This window comes from Neobacillus soli NBRC 102451 (assembly GCF_001591665.1).
GTDB classification, from domain to species: Bacteria; Bacillota; Bacilli; order Bacillales; family Cytobacillaceae; genus Neobacillus; species Neobacillus soli.
The window spans coordinates 20,893-39,078 of sequence record NZ_BCVI01000041.1 but is presented as its reverse complement, the minus strand read 5'-3'; the positions used below and the strand labels follow the sequence as shown (position 1 = coordinate 39,078).

Below are 18,186 nucleotides of genomic sequence, written 5' to 3'. Positions count from 1 at the left end.
GTGTGGAATTTATTAATTTTCCTTTTGAAGAGGAAATACTTGTAACCTTTATTGAGGCTCATGCGAATAATAGACGAATACCTAATTGAGGGGGGAGTTATTTGCCTGATGTAGAGAACTTGGAAGATCGTATTAGTGATATCTATCGCAAACATTATTTGGATGTTTATCGGTTTCTGATTTGTTTTTCTGGGAATCAAAACGATGCTGAGGACCTGACCCAGGAGGTGTTTATTCGCGTCCTGAACAATTTAGCCAATTTCAATAGCGGCAACAGCTTAAAGACGTGGATTTTTTCGATTGCCAAACATGTTGCGATTGATCATTATCGAAAAAGACGATTCACCTCTATCTTCCAAGAGGGATTCTTCAAACAGCTCGTTTCCACTGATAAAAAGCCAAATGAAATCGTGGAGGAAAATGAACTGAAAAGAGTGGTTCATAAGGCAATCGCAAAATTAAAGCCCCAATATCGTGCTGCCGCGATCCTGAGAGGTATCAATGAATTCTCGATAAAAGAAACGGCCGAAATCCTTCAATGCAGTGAATCCAAGGTGAAGGTAGATTTCCACAGGGCCTTAAAAGACCTCAAAAGGAAAGTGGATTTCGACGATTTAGAGGAGGTTTTTCGAAATGCAAACTGATAAAGAGCTATTTGAGCTGATCAAAGAAACGTATTCATTAAATCCAAACGAGGATTTTGTTTCCGCTACAGATGTTAAACTGAGACATCTGGCGAGAAAGATCAATCGAAAAAGGAACCTGAAGCGACTTTCACTTTCTTCTTGTGGAATTATCTTGTCTGCGCTAGCCATTTCATGGTTTTTCTTTTTTAGCGGAAAAGAAGTGGTCAATCATGCCCTATCCTCTTTTGGAGAGGATCAAGCTTCATCGGCAGTTAATCAACAGGAACCATTAGTCTATATTTACCACACACACAATCTTGAATCATTTGTTCGCGAAACCGATGCGAAAAGTCCAGACGACGCTTATGATGAATCAAAGAATATAACCCTTGTCGGAAATCGACTTAGTCAGGCATTAAAAGAAAAAAATATTAACACCATTCACAATTCCAAAGATATTATGGGTATATTAAAATCTAAAGGATTATCTTTTGCTAAGTCCTATGAAGTTTCAAGAGAGTCATTGTCACACGCATTGGATGAGCATAAAAGCATTAAAATGGTATATGATATACACAGAGATTCACAGAAAAGATACGTAACGACAGAAACAATAAAAGGCATAGATTATGCTAGAATCGTATTCGTAGTATCTCGTTTAAGTGCTAATTATCAGGAAAATTTGAAATTTGCCACATTACTTCACAGTGAAATGGAAAAGAAGTATCCAGGTCTTTCGAGAGGGGTTCTCTTAAAAAGTTCAGGCCCACAAAGTACTTACAATCAAGACCTGTTAGATGGATCAGTCCTATTGGAAATTGGCGGCTTTGAAAATACATTAGAGGAAGAATATCGCTCAGCAGATGCCTTAGCTGAAATCACCAAGGAAGTAATTGGAAATAAATAACCTTTGTAAGAATGCGGGCATTCCAAAATTGGAATGCCCTCATAAATTGTGAATACATTAATGTTAGTACCCTCTCCGCGAGTAAAGTTCTTAATACTCTGACCGCGACCGCAAATTCCAACTCGAAACATGATATGATAAAAAGAAGGAAGGTGAATGTATGGAGTGGTTTGGAGGGAGTAACAAAAACTACGATTTTCAGTTATTTTCCGTCAGTCACTTTAGCATTATTTTCATCTTAATTCTAGTTTCAGCATGTATTTTCTTATATAGTGATAAGCTAAAAGCCGAGAAATGGAGACGTACTGAAATCGGGATTGCTATATCATTGATCATCATAGAAACAACCTATCACTTGTGGATGTTTGTGAATGACAGTTGGAATGTCAGTTATGCTCTCCCACTTGAATTATGCAGCATCAGCCTAATTTTGACTGTGCTCCTGTTGCTAACTAGAAAAAAAATAATCTATGAGATTTTACTATTTACAGCATTATTAGGTGCATCTCAGGCGATTTTTACGCCATTATTAAATTATGACTTCCCTCATTTCCGTTTTTTCCACTTTTTTTATACGCATTTAATAATCATTTGGGTTCCGCTCTATTTTACATGGGCAAAGGGATACCGCCCATCGATCTGGTCTGTAGTAAAGTTATTTGTATTTTTGAATGTTCTGATGCCAATTATTATGTTCATCAATAGGCTGGTGGACGGAAATTATATGTTCTTAAGCCATAAACCGAGTAGTGCGAGTCTATTAGATGTTCTTGGGCCTTACCCTTGGTATATTTTATCCATGGAAGGGTTATTAATATCGCTTAGTTTAATCCTTTGGTTGATTTTCCGTGAAAAGGCTGCAAAAGATACGGAAGTGGCACGCGAGCTGCCAATTCGATAATTCCAACTTTTTGTTGACCTTTTCTGATTTACTTATTATAATAAATAACGTTCCTATTAATAAGTCTCAGTAGCTCAGTAGGATAGAGCAACAGTTTCCTAAACTGTAGGTCGGAGGTTCGAATCCTCTCTGGGACATAAAAAAGCCTTGAAACGCTTTTCTTGCGCTATTTAGCCGTTTATTTATATCGGTTAATGTGTAGCGTAGAATTAGCGTTTTTTTGGTGTTTTTTAGCTGCACTGTAGGACCTCGTATGTTGTGTTTATAGGACACACAGCCACCAAAATAGGGGGTACATTACTTTCAGCAGATTCATAGGAAAATGTACGTTGACTCCTTGGACCAAGTTCTGTGTGACGGCGAGGACATAACGGAGCTATAAAAGAATTGGAGTTAAGGGGGTAGCTAAACGCTATCCCCTTTTTTGTGTGTGCGGCCCATGCACAAAAAATAATACGTGGCTGGGCTGAACCCTTGAAAGTTGTGTATTTGCTACAACAGCGGTTTTTGATGGCATTAATTCTGTATTAATTGGTCGCGGTCTGCTGCTTGGGGAGGTTCCTCCATCCATCCGTTTTTAATCATAATGTTGGCTCCATCTTCGGCATACAGTGCAATTTCTGGAATTAATGACGCATATTCTAATCCTATATCCCTCCTAGGACTTACTGCTAATGCCATTCCAAAATTTCCAATCCCAGCGGCAATCATTGCCGCAACGTGATACATCATTAATTTATCCGAAAAAACACTAGTAGTTGTATCCGAAACAGCCGAATCCCAGCTCAAAGGGGCTGGTAAATCCTCTTTTATTAAAAAATTACTAAAAGTATCTACATATTTTTGTGAAAGCTGTTTCCCTCTTAAGAAATATTGTTTCACTTCATCAGTTTTAGTAGTTTGAGCAAACCCTGTTATTAAAGCTTTACCGATAGCATTAGTTTGAGTATTTAAAAACAAATGAGCGATTTCCATTGCAGTAACAGTCCTCTTTTTCCCAAAAAAGCCAGCTAAAAAATGTTGTTTTTCTACAAAATCCACCTTGTCCGGGGTGGGTATATAAGGCGTTTTTACATAGGTCCCTTGTTCTAACATTAAATTGGTTGTTTTTTCTTGCAATTCAACCCCTTTGTTTAATACACGCTTATGAAAAGCAAAGACATCTGGGCGAGTTGCCAATCCTAGTGCTGCACTATTAGCTGCCATTGCAATAAAGGACATATGTTGTAGATACATTAAGGAAAACGTATCTGAAAATAGTCTTGGAGCTGTCGGATTTACATCTTTTTCTGTAAATCCGATAGGTATCGGAAAATCCTCTTTTTTAAACAGATCCTGCATGATTGAAATATTTTCTTTCGCTGTATCCAGTGTCCATTCAATTAAGGGACGTGCTTCTCCATCCACTACTTTTTCTAAGAAGTAGCTGTTTACACAAACAGCTACTGTATCGTTTATGTATTGCGTCCATAAGCCAGCCATTTCTGCTGCAGTTAAGCGAATTTTTGTCTTATCTTCCAATAGAACAACCTCCTATTAATGAATACATCTGGAATAATATTCCCCCAAATAGCGGAAAGTATAAATAACCCCTCTAAGGAATACATCAAAAATAAAAAGGTCATAGCTTAACTTAGGCATGGAGTTTTTAAAAGGTATTCTCTAATTTACATTGTTTTTTGAAAAAGGTGAGCATAGAAATATGCTTGCCTTTTTAGTGTATTTGCCTTTCTGGTGGGATTCAAAGTCTTCCAATAAAATCGGTCCAATGGTTTCTAATTATTCAAGAAAATTCATATCACTTACTAAATTGGTAAATACTATCCTAGAGGTGATAACGTGGATAAGAATAAATTAAAACTCACATCTTCAGAAATCGGAACACTATGGGGAGAGTATGTGAACGGCACTTCGGTAGATATGGTAAATAAGTATATGGTTTCTATTATTGAAGATGAGCCAATAAAAGCTATATTTGAGGAAGCTATTATTACATTTGAAAAACAAAAAAAGCAAATCGCAACTTTTATGGAGAACGAGGGATTTCCTGTTCCAATTGGATTTACTGAATCTGACCTCTTTAAAGATAAACCGAGATTATTCACGGATATATTTTGTCTGAATTATTTACATATTATGACCTTACATGGATTGCTGGGACACAGCACTGCATTAGCCGTTTCTGTTAGAAAAGACTTAAGGGACTTTTACGATTCATGCGATAATGATGCGAAAAAGATGTATCATCAAACCATTGAGTTATTGCTTGAGAAAGGAAGTTTTCAAAGAGACCCTTTATTTTACCCAGCTAAAAACCCTGAATATATTTCCAGCCAAGATTTCACAGATGGATTTTTTGGAAAGGGTAGAACATTATCAGCGGTAGAAATCATTAGTATTTCTATCAACCTTAAAAAGAGCATTATGACTAAAACCCTATCTATCGCATTCAGCCAAGTTGCTCAATTAAAAGAAGTAAGGAAGTTTTTAACCGATTCCGAGAAAACGGCTGATGGTCAAATAAAAACATTTGCAAAAATAATGCAATCGGATAATTTACCAGTTCCGAAATCCTGGGAAACAGAAGTGACAACTTCAACTGATTCCCCCTTTTCCGATAAGTTAATGTTGTATCATATTGGATTCTTGTTTCAAGCTGCACAAAACTATCATGGAGCGGGATTAGCATCATCAATGCGAGCAGACCTCGTAACAACTTATGAAGGGACTATTCTAAAAAATTTAATGATTACAAAAAAATGGTATAACTTAATGGTGCAAAATAAATGGTTAGAACAGCCCCCTCTTGCTCCTAATAGAAAAGAAATTGCAAAAGAAGTATAGTACTAACAATTGCTTAGAGAGGGGTATAGTATGAGGCTAAGAAATGGAGATTTTTATACAAATGTTTTTACCAATAAGTTATATAGGTTAAATGAAGATAACGATAGCAGCTGGTACTTGAGCTTACGTGATGAAGAAGGTTTTCATGAACCAGAAAAGATATCAGGGCGTGATATGATTAGATTGGTTGAAGGTAGTTATAAAAAAAGCTAATAAAAGAAGCTACCGATTCCTGTCATAGTACCTGTAATCAGATTTTTTTAGTGGAAAGTAGGTAAAACTTGAAACAATATAAGATGTTCCAAGGAAAAAGTCGCCTTTATGTCGAATATAGTAGGTAAAGGGGATTATCCAATGAACAAAGTTGAGTTATTAAAAAAAATACTAAATAGTAGTCGAGGTAATTTGTTTTCATTAGAGATTCCTACTACAAAAGAAAATGAAAAAAAGATTCAGGAATTGGTTAGAGTATTAGAAACAGAAAAAAGAATTAAATTAAGAGAATATTTACAGAGAGAGTATTCAGTTTATTTACATGGAATAATTAAATATGCATCCGAATAATCGGATGCTTTTTTTATTGGTTTGAATCACCATAGGGTTCTTTAAGTTATACATTAAGCCAAGATGGGCATAGAATTTTTATGAGATTTAGAAATTGTTAACCTTCATAACCCACAAAGCCAATAAATCCATTGGGCATCTGTTTTCTTAAATTAACCGTTAGCAATAGGTAAGCGTTTGAAATTATCTCCGGCTTTTCCCCCGCTCCGCACGGAACGTGACAGTTTCCAAGCATCCTGTGTTCCATCCAGCGATGGTTTTCTTAATTATAAGTTTCAAGTTACTCTTGTTGATTCGGGTTATTTCATATGTTCTAATTCACATTTTTCCCGGTATATATTGATTTTCTCCAGTATCGGTTGCACTAAGCTAAATGCAAATATTTTGAAGGTTTATTCTTAAACTACAGGGAGTTAATAAGACTAAATTGCCTTTAAATGGTTATCCTAAACAAAAATAACGGAAAAGAGGATAACTCATGGATTTACAACCAATGGATGTTATGAAACCAATTAATTTAAGTACACAGGAATTAGACGAATCTCAACCTTTAACGTCTGTTGAAATGGGTAAACTTTGGGTTACATATGTTGGAAATAGTATGTCAAGTCAAATTTTACCTTATTTCCTTCAGCATTGCGAGGATCATTATATTAGGACGTTATTAGAAAATGGTTTGGCTTTATCTAAGGATTTTCTGAAAAGGATAGAAGGATTTTTTAAAAAGGATAATTTCCCCATACCATTCGGATTTACTCAAGATGATGTAAAACTAGGTGCCCCACGCTTATACGACGATGAATTTTATGTTCACTATTTAAAATATGCAGCTAAGGCAGGTCTTAGTTTATATGCTGTAGCAATTCCGTTAGTAATGAGGAGGATATAAGGGAATTTTTCAATTATGCAAATCAATGCACCGATATCCTATTAGGACAAATTAACAATGTTTTATTTGAAAAAAAGTTAATTGTAAAACCTCCAATTATTCCTACACCTGAAAAACCAGATTTTATTAATAAACAAAGCTACTTAAATGGTTGGGTTGGGGATGTTAGACCATTACATGCGCTGGAAATTGTTCACCTATACGATAACATTGAAAATAACACAACTAGTAAAGCGTTATTATTAGGATTTTATCAGACTGTTAAGGATGAAAAAATAAAAGCGTTATTTAAACGGGGTTTAGACATGACTGATAAAGTGGTGAAGCAATGTGTTGAAAAACTTCATATCGAAAACTTGCCCACACCATCGTACATAGACCATTTGGTTACAACGGCCACTTATCCTCCTTTTGCCGATAAAATCATGTTATTTCATAAAGTGGACATGTTCTCTATGAAGATAAGATCATTTGGAAACTCTCTGGCGGTAAATGGAAGAAGAGATATAGGTGCATTATACGGAAAAGCGATCATAAACGTTGGTTTATTTGTTGATGATGGAGCAAATATATTGATTGATAAAGGTTGGATGGAATCCCCGCCAAAAGCATTCGATAGGCATTCATTAAAATCCAATTAGTCTAACTCTAAACATTTTCCTAATGACGGAGTGAATATCGCAGGTCCAAATGCGTCTGGATTTAGTAATGTACCTAAAAATCCTAACTAATATTTTTTAGAAAATTTTCCCATAATAAAATGACACTAACCCTGTAGTTGGTCTCATTTTAACTTTTACTTTATAGTACACAATTTTTAATCAGTAAACCACAAATCAATCCCGGGATTAAACATATTATTGGAAGCCAAACTGGCCAAATAATATTCCAAACAATTGAAAACTCTTTTGCTCCATTAGAGTGCTTGAATCCCCTGATAACCAAAATAAACTCCAAATATAATTAATGACATACCGGAAATAATAGAAATCGAAATTAGGGTTTTTACATTTAAAAGCCTCCTAAAACCAGTAGTAAGGGCCGCAACAAAGATGTCCCAAAAAATTAGACCAAGGAAGATCATGCTGCTATAAATCAAAAGTGACTCCGTTCCATTTGTTTGAGCAGTTTTTGCCAAAACGGATCCATAGATCCCCAACCAAAAAAGAATAGATAATGGACTGGTAATAGACATGAAAAATCCTGTAAGAAAGCATTTAAATAAGGAATCTTTTTTTCTGCTGTATGTTAAGGTGATTGTATTCGCATTTTTAATACTTTCAAATCCAGAATAAATAAGAATAAATCCTCCAAACAGCCAAAGGAAGATTTGTACAATAGGAATACCTAAGAATTGAACCATCCCTAAATAAACCATTAACATAAAAATCCCATCAGCAATCATCGCACCTACACCCACAATCCAAGCATGCCAGAACCCATTCTTGATTCCTTTGTCCAAGCGAGCAGAATTGACTGGGCCAATAGGAGCGGCTAAAGTAAATCCGAGGATGATATAACCAGCCAAAATACGTATACTCAAAATAATCACCTCATATCACATTGGGTTAACTTGTACATTTTATGAAAGAAAAGGTGATTCATGTCCAGATAATTTGTCATACTCCACAGTTATATGGGAATAAGCTCATAAAAAACATGAAAAGGAGCTATCTAAAAATAGACAACCCCTTCCTCTATTATCCGTGCGGCCTTTTTTAGAGCACATCAAAAGATTATCCAACACTAACGAGAATTAAAGATATCCTTTCCGTTAAATCTATCCTTTTTGGCTTTCCTTCTTCCAAACCATTTTTTCCATGATAAAGGCTATTACACCAATGATCGCTGCTACTAATAAACTTACAAAGAAGCCCATACGAATGCTCTTCTCCATTAAGGTTCCACTTACTGCAGCAAGAATAAGAACTAAACCTAATATTGCCAACATCTTTCCAGCAAGCTTTATTTCTAAAATATGTAAGGCAGAAATTATGATAAAGGACCAGTTGAAAAGAATTAAAATCCCTGCGGCTGTTGTGATGTATTCATAGATCTTACCGGGCAACAGCAATGCCGTGACAATTGAGACAATTAATCCAATCGTTGCCAGGGCTAATGACGGAAGTGGCAGCTCTTTAAACTTTTTTAGCTTTTTAGAAAACAACGATGGTGCATCACCACCTTCAGCAAGTGTTACTAAAAGTGTGGTTACCCCAAATAATGAAGCCGTCATGGTTGAAAATCCCGCCAATATAATCGCAGCATTAAATACATGAGGAAAAAAGCCAAAATGATATTTATCTAATGCCGTAACAAATGGACTCTCTTTTTCAGTAAACGCTCCATGTGCAGCCATAAAGACTGCAAGACCGATGGAAATAACATAAATAATCACCAATACGATTAACATGATAATTCCCGCCTTGGGTGCATCTTCCTTCTTTTTAAGTCTCATGGCCATTAGTCCAATAACTTCAATCCCTCCATAGGCATAAAAGGCATAGATTAAGGAGGACCAAAAACCTTTGTACCCTTCAGGAAATAGTTCTTTTGTTGAATCAGGAAAACCTGGATGTTTCACATTCCCATGGAACCAGCCAAAAACGGCTGCAACTGCGATAATAATAAACATAACAATAGCGGCTGTTTTAATAATTGCTAATACATTTTCTACTTTATCAAAACCCTTATTGCCTGTTAAAACAACAACAATGGAAAGAATCGCATACCCCGTCGCAAAGAGCCATAGTGGGACATTGGGAAACCAAAATCTTGAAAGAATCGAGAGTGCTGTTAGTTGGCTTCCCATAATCAGGATGTTTGAGCACCAGTAATTCCATCCGCAGCTAAAACCTGCCCAGCGTCCGTAGGCTTTGTTTGCGTAGTAGCAAAACGATCCATCTTGTGGATCTTCTGCTGTCATTTTGGCTAATAGATTGTAAACAACATAAGTCCCTAGGGCTGCTAAAATAAATGAAAAGACAATAGACGGGCCGGTTACTTTAATCCCAATTGTGGACCCGAGAAAAAATCCAGTTCCAATCGTACAGCCCACTCCGATTAAAGATAATTGCCACCAACTTAAATTTCCTTCTTTACCGCCTTTACTCTTACCACTAGGGATAAAAAAATCCATGTGATGCCTCCTTATACAAAAATATTCCTATGAAGACAATAAAAATTTCATTTGAAGCAGTTTCACTCAAATTAGTATTGTCTTATGGAGACAGGATAATTCCTTGAAAAACAAACCAAACTATTAGGATTCGACTCTTATATGTATGAAATAAACTATCACCATTTTCTTTTCTTAACATAAGCCTGCCCAGCCTATATTCATGATGAATGACCCTTTTAAATTCGTGTATTTGATAGTAGCTAAACTAAGAATGGCAGCGTGGTGAAAGGTAGAGACTTGTCTAATCCTCCTTATATGAAGGGACTGATTTTAATGAGATTATAACTATGACACAGCAAAAGAACACGAGAACTATTTTTCTCGTGTTCTTAACGATCGATTGAAAAACACTTCAATATCTATTTCTCCTTCTTTTCGCTTTTCTTCTCAGGCAGACTGCGATACATTTGCGTATACATACTGCCTTCCGCAATATTTTGAAGAAAAAAATCTTCAATCAGTTTTAAATATTCTTCATCGTCAAACATCTTTTTGTTTTGTAATTCCATCTCAGCTAAACCTTCATATCTTGTTAATAGGGCATATTTATGGTCTTCACCAGAAATAGGGGATAATATCTCAATTTTCTGACCATATTCCTCGTTCCGGAAATTTTTTATCTCATTTAGATTTTCTATTCCTTCTTTGAATTTATCCTGTTTAAATATAAATGTCTGCAAAACAAAAACTGTCATAATTGCACCCCTAGAATATTTTAGGAAAAACCTATGAATTATGATTCCCCGACGTTTTGATATTATTCATGAACATTATTGGGGGATCAAATACCTTGGTAAGCCCCTTATTAACATTTAATTTTATTATTATTTTTCAGGTAAAGTTTATGAAAAATATAAATTGCCTTTTCATTTATATCTGATTTTTCAATGAAATAATTTAAATAAAGGGAAGTATTTCACTTCCCTCTTTGTGCCAGCATATTGCCCATTATTTGATTATAAAAGTATCATTCCTGAGCCTGATTACTTGGTTTTATGGCAATTAACGCCACAATTGCTGCTATTACTCATAGACTGCAAAGTGACATAAAAATCCAATGATTAGACTGCTTCATTAAAAGTACTATCATTGGGTGACCAGCCGCTACTCTCGATCGCCCACCCTGCTAAAATTGCCCAAAATTTGTTAATATTATTGGTAACAGCCAACAAATTTTCCTTTTTATCAAACCCTTATCACCTGATAAACAACATAAATGAGGGCCCAAGAAAACAACTCTTTCCCAAAAATACCTTAACACCAGCCTTCGTTCCGATGCTTGATCCTCAATAAAAATCCTGATCTCCACTTTATGGAGATCAGGATTTTTTGTTATTTTGCTATTGTAAACAGGGTTAATTTAATTGCGTCGATATTTATATATGCTTTTGTTGCGGCTTTAGCTTTCTTTCCTGTTGCTACTATCTTTATTTTGTGTGCTTTATTTGATAAGTTTTGGATTTCATAAATATTTGCTTTATACTTGCGTTTCGAAGAGTAAAGGTCGATTTGCTTTACTTTTTTTCCATCCAAGTAAATATCCGCCTTTCCCATCGTTTTATCTTTTAACGCATACAGTGTGATTCCAGTTCCAGTAAAAGCGTATTCAAGGGATCCAGAGGTTCCTTTCGTTTGATGGATCGTGCCTCCGGAAGCACTCTTATACTTTGACTTATTCCAAGAACCTGAATATTTAATAGTGGAATCTGTATTTTCCACGGTTTTTGCCGTTTGGACGGAAATGGTTAAGCTATAAGAGCCAGACCCTTTTATTGCAGTCGGTACGATATAATAGAGTCCCGATTTCGTCGGTTTAAATATGATTTTTTCTGATGAAGTAGCACCCGTTGATTTTTTAAGGGCTGTCTTGCCATAAATCGTCGTTGTTCCACTATTGAATAGAGAAAGATCAAAATTTGTACCTGATGGTCCAGCAAGTTTAATCTCATATGTTTTGCCCTGATCAAGTCGTTTAGACCAAACGTCATTTACGTCTTTCGTGTCAGTATTCAGACTTCCTTTTGCTGTTCCTGACAATGGCAGGCTTCCTTTTATATCATCATCATAAACGTAAGTGATGGCTGATGAAAAAGGAGTTTCCGTTTGCTCTTTTGTATTGATGACAACTGCGTAGTTATAGGATTTCCCCGGCACGGCAGTCGTATCAGAATATGCTGGTGCAGCAATAGGCTTGGTATTCATTTGTACATAGTTTGCCTGTGAAGCCTCTTTCCGGTATATGCTGTAGGATTCCGCCCACTGTACAGCTGACCATGTAATCACAGGATATTTCTTATCTTTATTATAGTAGGCTTTTAATGTAACAGGATTGCTACTTACCAGAAATTTATCTACATTGATTCCTGATCCACTTTTTCTCGAAGCAGGATCGCTTTTTCCAGTCCAGACAATTTTTACTGTGTGTTTGCCGTAAGAGGAATAGTCTTTTCTAAAGATCGTTTGTTTGGCTTTAAACGTACTAGCATAAAGCGATGGTGATGCAATCTTAGTGCCGTCTATATAAACATCGGCAATCCCCTGGGTTGGATCTTTAAACCCTTGCCACTCAATTCTGTGTCCAATAAAAGAAAAGTGAACTTCTCCGATTGAATTAAGGATAGTGGCAGATTCCTCTGAATACTGGGGATTAAATGATGGCATCCAGCCCCCGTAGAAGGTCATTAGGTTTGAATTATCCTCATACGATCCTCCAAAATTACCAGTGTATAGCTTGTATTTTCCGTTCCCTTTGTAGGCGTAGACATTAACAAAATAGATGCCGGTTTTAGGAGCAGTAAACTTAATGGATTCACTGGATGTATTGGCATTCTCAGAGAAGTCAAGCATCCCATACGAATTGTTTATATTCGTTGTTGAGCCGTCAAACACATACAAATCAAAGTCAGTACCTGAATCACCATTTAAAGAAAGGGACAGAGCTTCTCCTTCTTTTAAAGAGAAGGCAAATACATCATTTTTATCTGTAGTGGCATCCAACGTGTCATTTAAAACACTTTTTTCCAAGGGAACTCCTGGAGCTTCATTATCATCAAAGTTATCTAGATTCAACGTGCTGACAAGTTTTCCGCTGTTAACAAGTCCTTTTAATGACTCTTGGCTTTTTCCTTTTGCGCTAGTATATAACTTTAGCATTTCTGGTGACATGTTTGGACGTAATCCTAGTAAAATAGCAGCGATCCCTGTTACATGAGGGGTTGCCATTGACGTTCCGCTATAGTAATCATACGCCTGTGAATAATCAGAAACATATTTCGTATTTACAATTGTTCTTGAATCATTGGATTTAATAAAATCAGCAAAGTAATAGGGTGTTTCATAGCGGTTTACATCATAATTTTTATTTTCATAGATTCCACCCGATAGACCTACAACATTCAAGCTTGGTGCCACATCAGGAAAAACAGTTAAATGCAAATAGTCCTTTACAAGTGATGATTTCTCTTGGAAAGATAGGGCATTCTGTCCAGATAACAACAAGTTCCCGCCATTGGATAGGTATTTTTTTAACATTTCAGCGTCAGAAGGTGTTAATACTCCCCCTTCCTCCGTAAAAAAACCTAACCCATTACCAGTAAACCAGATGACTGCATCAAAAGAAGATAATTTCGTGCTGTCCAGGTAATCCGATAGGGATGAATTATATTTAACCGTAATTGTTGTGAGTGAAGAATGCTTGCTCAAAAGCTCTTTATAAATAGGCAAATAGTTTTTAAATAAGCCTGCAAGTTCGGGTTCATCTTTGAACACATCTGCCAGGTCACTTTCATCATCCTGGACAAGAAGAATGTTTTTAGATGAATCCAATTCCAAATAATTTAACGCTTTATCAAAAGCCTCTTGTCTTTGCGAAGCGGATAATTTTTCATACCCAATGCCATCAAAGATTGCTTTATAATTGTCTCCGCTGATTTGCGCGGATGCTCCCGGCTGGTCGATATTCAATGATTTTGCTAGCTCATCCATTGGGAATTTAGGGACCGAACTTAAGATATCAACACCTGGAGCAGCAACATCAACAGAGTCGTAGCCATAATTCGAGAAAGGGGCTAGTTTACCCTTGTTGTCGACTGCAGCAACGGACAATATATTCGCACTTTCATAGCTTGCGGGATAAGATCCGCCAAAATCATTATTCATTCCATCATTTCCGGCGGCGGCGACAAATAAACTATTACTATTTTCAATGGCTTCTTCGAGTAAAGGGTCTGGTTCTTCACCAGTCCAGCTATTATTCGTAATTTTTACACCCATCGATTTTGCATACGCAATGGCCTCGATGGCATCGGAAGTTGTTCCACCCATAGGGCCTAGAAATTTTATCGGTAAAATTTTCACGTTTGGAGCGACACCAACAACACCTTTATTCGTACTAGTGTCTGTTCCCTCTAAAGCTGCCGCAATGGTTCCAGAGACGTGTGTTCCGTGCTCGTCGCCATCAAGTGCATCATAGACACTGTTATCTTTGTTGTAGAAATCCCATCCATGGATATCATCAACATAACCGTTGTGGTCATCGTCGATATTATTGTTTGGGATTTCTTTTGGATTTGTCCAAATTTTCCCTTGTAAATCGGGATGATTGATATCAACACCCGTATCAATGACACCGACCACAACCTCTGGAAGTTTGGAACCAAATTTTTTCCAACCTTCAGGTGCATCTACATCTATATCTTCTAATCCCTTAATCCCATTTATTGGTTGTCCTGTATTGTTAAGGCCCCATAATTGATTATAGTAGTTGGGGGAATTGTTTAGATCAGAAGGATAATATTTGTAGTTAGGCTGTACAGATTCAATCGTTTGATCCTTTTCAAGTTTATTCATAAAATCACTCATCGTTTGACCCGCAGGAATTTTTACAACCTCTGCATTTACCGATTTTAATTTCTTCGTTGATTTTAAAGAATATTTCTTCTGGAGTGTGCTGATTTCCCCAGCCGTCACTTTCTGCTTATATTTAATAATTAATTCACCAGATTGATATTTACTTTTACTTTGTGACTCCTTTTTTTCATTTAGTTTTTCCTTAATCTCTTTTTCTAATTTACTTTCAATCTTCTTTTTAATTGACCCCTTGTTGTTCGCTGTTTTTACTTCTTTCATTTGGCTTTTTCTAAGATTGTTACTAGCGTTCACTTGCTTAGCGCCTGTAACGGCACTGCTATTTCCTTTGGTTTGTTGAGTTGCCTGCACGGGCCCTGCGAAAACTGTTGATAATAACAGGAAGGCAGTAACCGGTAAAGATAAAAGCGTCTTTTTCTTCATTCTTGCACCCCTTAAAATAAGATTAATAGAAATATGGCATGAGGAAGTTTTTTTAAGTCTAGTAAATTGGTACTACTTACCCATATTGACATTATAAGCCAAAATGGTAGCATTTTGATATAAAAATTGTTTCTATTTTTATAATTTTTGAAACATTTATTTGTTTGTTTAGTTTTATCGGCCGGAGGTTCGAATCTCACCGTTACGCAGCTTATAAACTCACCCATACTAAAAGAGTAATAAGTTATTTGGAGTAATGTGATTTTTTCTACTGTCAATTAAAGCAATACAGTGAGCCAATCGCTCTATCCCTAGTTTAATTTGACTCTTGTTCACTTGAGAGATGCATAATCGAAGGAGATTTTCCTTTTTATATTCTGGTAAAAACATTCTAGAGGCATCATCAACATAGATATGCTGCTCGATTAGCATATGAACTACCTGTTTTGCTGTCACATTCTCGGGCAAACTGATGGATAGATAGAATCCTGAAGTCGGTTTAGAAAAATAAGTATTAGCAGGAAGCAATAATTCGCATGCATCTTGAAGGATTTGCATTTTAGTACGGTATACCTCTTTTACTTTTTTGAGATGGCTATGAAACATACCACTTTTTAAATAGATTTCTAGGGCACCTTGAGAAAGTGCTGAACTATTAAAATCAGAACTAAATTTATAGCGTAAAAAATTGTTTATCATTAATGTAGGAAGAACGACAGTAGCAATCCTTAACCCTGGGAGAAAAATCTTCGAAAAGCTTTTAATATATATCACTCTCCCGGAAGGATTAAAAGAAAATAAAGGATCTGACTTTGCATTTGGATCAAGGTCTCCTAAAAAATCATCTTCCACTATATATACATCGTATTTTTCAGCTAACTCAACGATTTTTTTCTTTTCGCTATTCGTGTAACAATGTCCAAGTGGATTATGAAATCTCGGGATAATATAGAAAAATTTTATTTCATTATTTCGAAAAATGTATTCCAGACGATCAAGATCAATCCCTTCCATCGATAACTCAATTCCCAAAGTAGTAGCTTGGTGCAGCTTGATCGACTCAATGAATCCGAAATAAGTAGGCTGTTCAATTAGAATATTATTTTTTCCATTTGGAAAGGGCATAGAAACTAATAAATTTAGGGCTTGTTGCGAGCCAGATACAACGACTAATCTATCAGGTTGAGTGAACACCTGTAAATTTTGCAAATATTTCACTAACTGTACTCGTAGTGAGTAAAGCCCTTGTTGATCAGAGTATGTAAAAAGCTCTTCCTTATATTGGTCAATTGCTTGGTTCATACAATGTTGAAATTCCACATAAGGCATAACATTTTTATCTGGACCGGCAGACAAGAAATCAATCACCTCATTTTCTTCCGTTGCTTTTTGAAATTCATTCACAACATAGTAGCCGCTTTTAGGAACTGAATAAATTAAATGCTCTTTTTCAAGTTCGACGTATGCTTTAATGACCGTATTTTTGCTACATGAAAAATCCTCAGATAGCTGACGAACAGAAGGGAGCTTACTCCCTGCAATAAGCGACCCATCTGATAGCCGAAGCTTAATTTCCCCCATTATTTCACTATATTTCGAGCTCATATAGTTATCCTCCTTCAACTGTACCAGGACAGATGAGTAAAAAAATGGTTTATTTTACTGTATGTACCTATTAGTATTTTAATTATAACAAAACTGATTTTTATGAAAAGTAGAAAATGGTACAGATGTGATACAAAAAAATTGGGGGTAGGATAAGATGCAGAGAGAAACCAGAGAGAAATTAGGTTTATTTTGGGGATTTGTAGGCGTCATTTGTTTTAGCTTAACGCTCCCTTCTACAAGTATTGCCGTAGCGTATTTTGGGACTACGATTGTCGGTTTAGGAAGAACAGTTGTTGCCGCTATTTTAGTTACTGTTGTATTGATTGTTCGAAAAGAAAAACTACCCTCTTCAGGCCAATTCAAAAGTCTCCTTATTGTTGCCGTTGGTGCAGTTTTAGGATTTCCTCTCCTCACTTCTTGGGCAATGGAATCCTTGCCTGTATCTCATGGAGCTGTGGAATTAGCCCTGTTACCGTTAGCAACAGCAGGATTTGCTATGTTTAGAGCCGGTGAAGTCCCTTCTCTCAAATTCTGGATTTCAAGTATAATCGGCTCTTTTGCTGTTATTGTGTATGCCCTTCATCTAGGGTTCGGTCAATTACAATTTGCCGATTTAGCCTTACTCGCAGCAGTGATTATACTTGGGCTTAGTTACGCAGAAGGGGGGAAATTAGCGAAAGAATTAGGTAGCTGGCAGGTAATTGCTTGGGCGATTATGATCGGTGCCCCATTTTTCATTATTCCAGTTGGGCTAAACCTTACAACTGAAATGCTCAATGCCCCTATACAAGCGTGGGTTAGTTTTATTTATCTCGCAGTGGTTAGTCAATTTCTAGCATATGTTGCTTGGTATAGCGGAATGGCTATGGGCGGAATAGCAAGAGTTAGTCAAATTCAATACTTACAACCATTTTTGATGATACTATTTGCAAAAGTATTTCTAGATGAATCCATTACCCTTTTCACTCTTGTTATAGCAGTGATTGTTGTCTTTTCTGTTATATTAGGCAAAAATGCGCCCGTATCAAAAAAAGGATCACTGTCAGAGAAAAACTAACTACATGTTCAATAGGGAAAGACACATTCATATTTTAAAAAGGTTGAGGGATACCATTTCCCCAACCTTACTTTTTACATAAACGTTTTTAGCCCCCATAAAGACTGCTAGGAAAGCAAAATAATGTGAACTTGATATTTCCTTGCCATTTCTTTCAGTTCCTTTGTGATGCTGCCAATCGCAAGGTCATGCCGCTTATACTTCTCGCTGACGGCAATCAGCTGGAGTAGAAATTTTTTTAAAAATAAAAAGCCCGGATCATGAGAGACTAACTGTATATAAAGAACTCTTTGGAAAAAAGTTTAAGGTAAAAAGCTCAA

13 protein-coding genes, 1 tRNA gene and 1 pseudogene are annotated in these 18,186 nt (G+C 36.3%); 9 read left to right on the top strand and 6 right to left on the bottom strand.

Features of this window, described 5'->3' with window-relative positions:
• Nucleotides 1-101 precede the first annotated feature (101 nt).
• The 4 genes from BSO02S_RS15130 to BSO02S_RS15115 all read left to right on the top strand — a co-directional run bounded on the left by BSO02S_RS15130 (nucleotide 102) and on the right by BSO02S_RS15115 (nucleotide 2,571).
• Nucleotides 102-644, top strand: a complete 543-nt coding sequence (locus BSO02S_RS15130) for an RNA polymerase sigma factor (protein WP_066068899.1) — start codon at nucleotides 102-104, stop codon at nucleotides 642-644.
• Nucleotides 634-1,533 (top strand): stage II sporulation protein P, encoded by a 900-nt coding sequence (gene spoIIP / locus BSO02S_RS15125; RefSeq protein WP_066068898.1) that lies wholly within the window; start codon nucleotides 634-636, stop codon nucleotides 1,531-1,533. Before BSO02S_RS15130 ends, spoIIP begins: the two co-directional genes overlap by 11 nt.
• A gap of 160 nt (nucleotides 1,534-1,693) precedes the next feature.
• On the top strand, nucleotides 1,694-2,434 hold the full coding sequence (locus tag BSO02S_RS15120; RefSeq protein ID WP_066068895.1) for a YwaF family protein: 741 nt from the start codon (nucleotides 1,694-1,696) through the stop codon (nucleotides 2,432-2,434).
• A 63-nt stretch (nucleotides 2,435-2,497) separates the two neighbouring features.
• Nucleotides 2,498-2,571, top strand: a tRNA-Arg gene (locus tag BSO02S_RS15115).
• Between the two features lie 379 nt (nucleotides 2,572-2,950).
• On the opposite strand, the gene BSO02S_RS15110 is transcribed toward BSO02S_RS15115, so the two are convergent.
• Nucleotides 2,951-3,955, bottom strand: coding sequence for a DUF3231 family protein (locus BSO02S_RS15110; RefSeq protein WP_066068892.1), 1,005 nt, complete (start codon nucleotides 3,953-3,955; stop codon nucleotides 2,951-2,953).
• 318 nt (nucleotides 3,956-4,273) lie between these two features.
• On the opposite strand from BSO02S_RS15110, the gene BSO02S_RS15105 reads away from it, so the two are divergent.
• The 4 genes and pseudogenes from BSO02S_RS15105 (at nucleotide 4,274) to BSO02S_RS15090 (ending at nucleotide 7,372) form a co-directional block, all read left to right on the top strand.
• A complete protein-coding gene (locus BSO02S_RS15105; RefSeq protein WP_066068890.1) occupies nucleotides 4,274-5,278 on the top strand; it encodes a DUF3231 family protein in 1,005 nt (334 codons plus the stop codon).
• Nucleotides 5,279-5,308: 30 nt separating this feature from the next.
• Complete coding sequence (locus BSO02S_RS15100) at nucleotides 5,309-5,491, top strand: hypothetical protein (RefSeq protein WP_066068887.1); 183 nt, start codon at nucleotides 5,309-5,311, stop codon at nucleotides 5,489-5,491.
• Nucleotides 5,492-5,632: 141 nt separating this feature from the next.
• On the top strand, nucleotides 5,633-5,842 hold the full coding sequence (locus tag BSO02S_RS15095) for a hypothetical protein (protein ID WP_066068884.1): 210 nt from the start codon (nucleotides 5,633-5,635) through the stop codon (nucleotides 5,840-5,842).
• A gap of 493 nt (nucleotides 5,843-6,335) precedes the next feature.
• Nucleotides 6,336-7,372, top strand: a pseudogene (locus tag BSO02S_RS15090) (DUF3231 family protein).
• Nucleotides 7,373-7,647: 275 nt separating this feature from the next.
• On the opposite strand, the gene BSO02S_RS15085 reads toward BSO02S_RS15090, so the two are convergent.
• The 5 genes from BSO02S_RS15085 to BSO02S_RS15065 form a co-directional block, all read right to left on the bottom strand.
• Nucleotides 7,648-8,274 carry a LysE family transporter gene (locus tag BSO02S_RS15085; protein ID WP_066068881.1) on the bottom strand — a complete coding sequence of 209 codons (627 nt, stop codon included), beginning with the start codon at nucleotides 8,272-8,274 and terminating at the stop codon, nucleotides 7,648-7,650.
• Between the two features lie 237 nt (nucleotides 8,275-8,511).
• Complete coding sequence (locus BSO02S_RS15080) at nucleotides 8,512-9,870, bottom strand: amino acid permease (RefSeq protein WP_066068878.1); 1,359 nt, start codon at nucleotides 9,868-9,870, stop codon at nucleotides 8,512-8,514.
• 401 nt (nucleotides 9,871-10,271) lie between these two features.
• Nucleotides 10,272-10,607 (bottom strand): hypothetical protein, encoded by a 336-nt coding sequence (locus tag BSO02S_RS15075; protein ID WP_066068875.1) that lies wholly within the window; start codon nucleotides 10,605-10,607, stop codon nucleotides 10,272-10,274.
• 637 nt (nucleotides 10,608-11,244) lie between these two features.
• Complete coding sequence (locus tag BSO02S_RS15070) at nucleotides 11,245-15,201, bottom strand: S8 family serine peptidase (RefSeq protein WP_066068872.1); 3,957 nt, start codon at nucleotides 15,199-15,201, stop codon at nucleotides 11,245-11,247.
• Nucleotides 15,202-15,429: 228 nt separating this feature from the next.
• Nucleotides 15,430-16,806, bottom strand: coding sequence for an aminotransferase-like domain-containing protein (locus tag BSO02S_RS15065; RefSeq protein WP_066068869.1), 1,377 nt, complete (start codon nucleotides 16,804-16,806; stop codon nucleotides 15,430-15,432).
• 157 nt (nucleotides 16,807-16,963) lie between these two features.
• Here BSO02S_RS15065 and BSO02S_RS15060 point away from each other — a divergent pair, with 157 nt between their 5' ends.
• On the top strand, nucleotides 16,964-17,866 hold the full coding sequence (locus BSO02S_RS15060) for a DMT family transporter (protein ID WP_066068866.1): 903 nt from the start codon (nucleotides 16,964-16,966) through the stop codon (nucleotides 17,864-17,866).
• The last annotated feature ends 320 nt before the right edge of the window (nucleotides 17,867-18,186 follow it).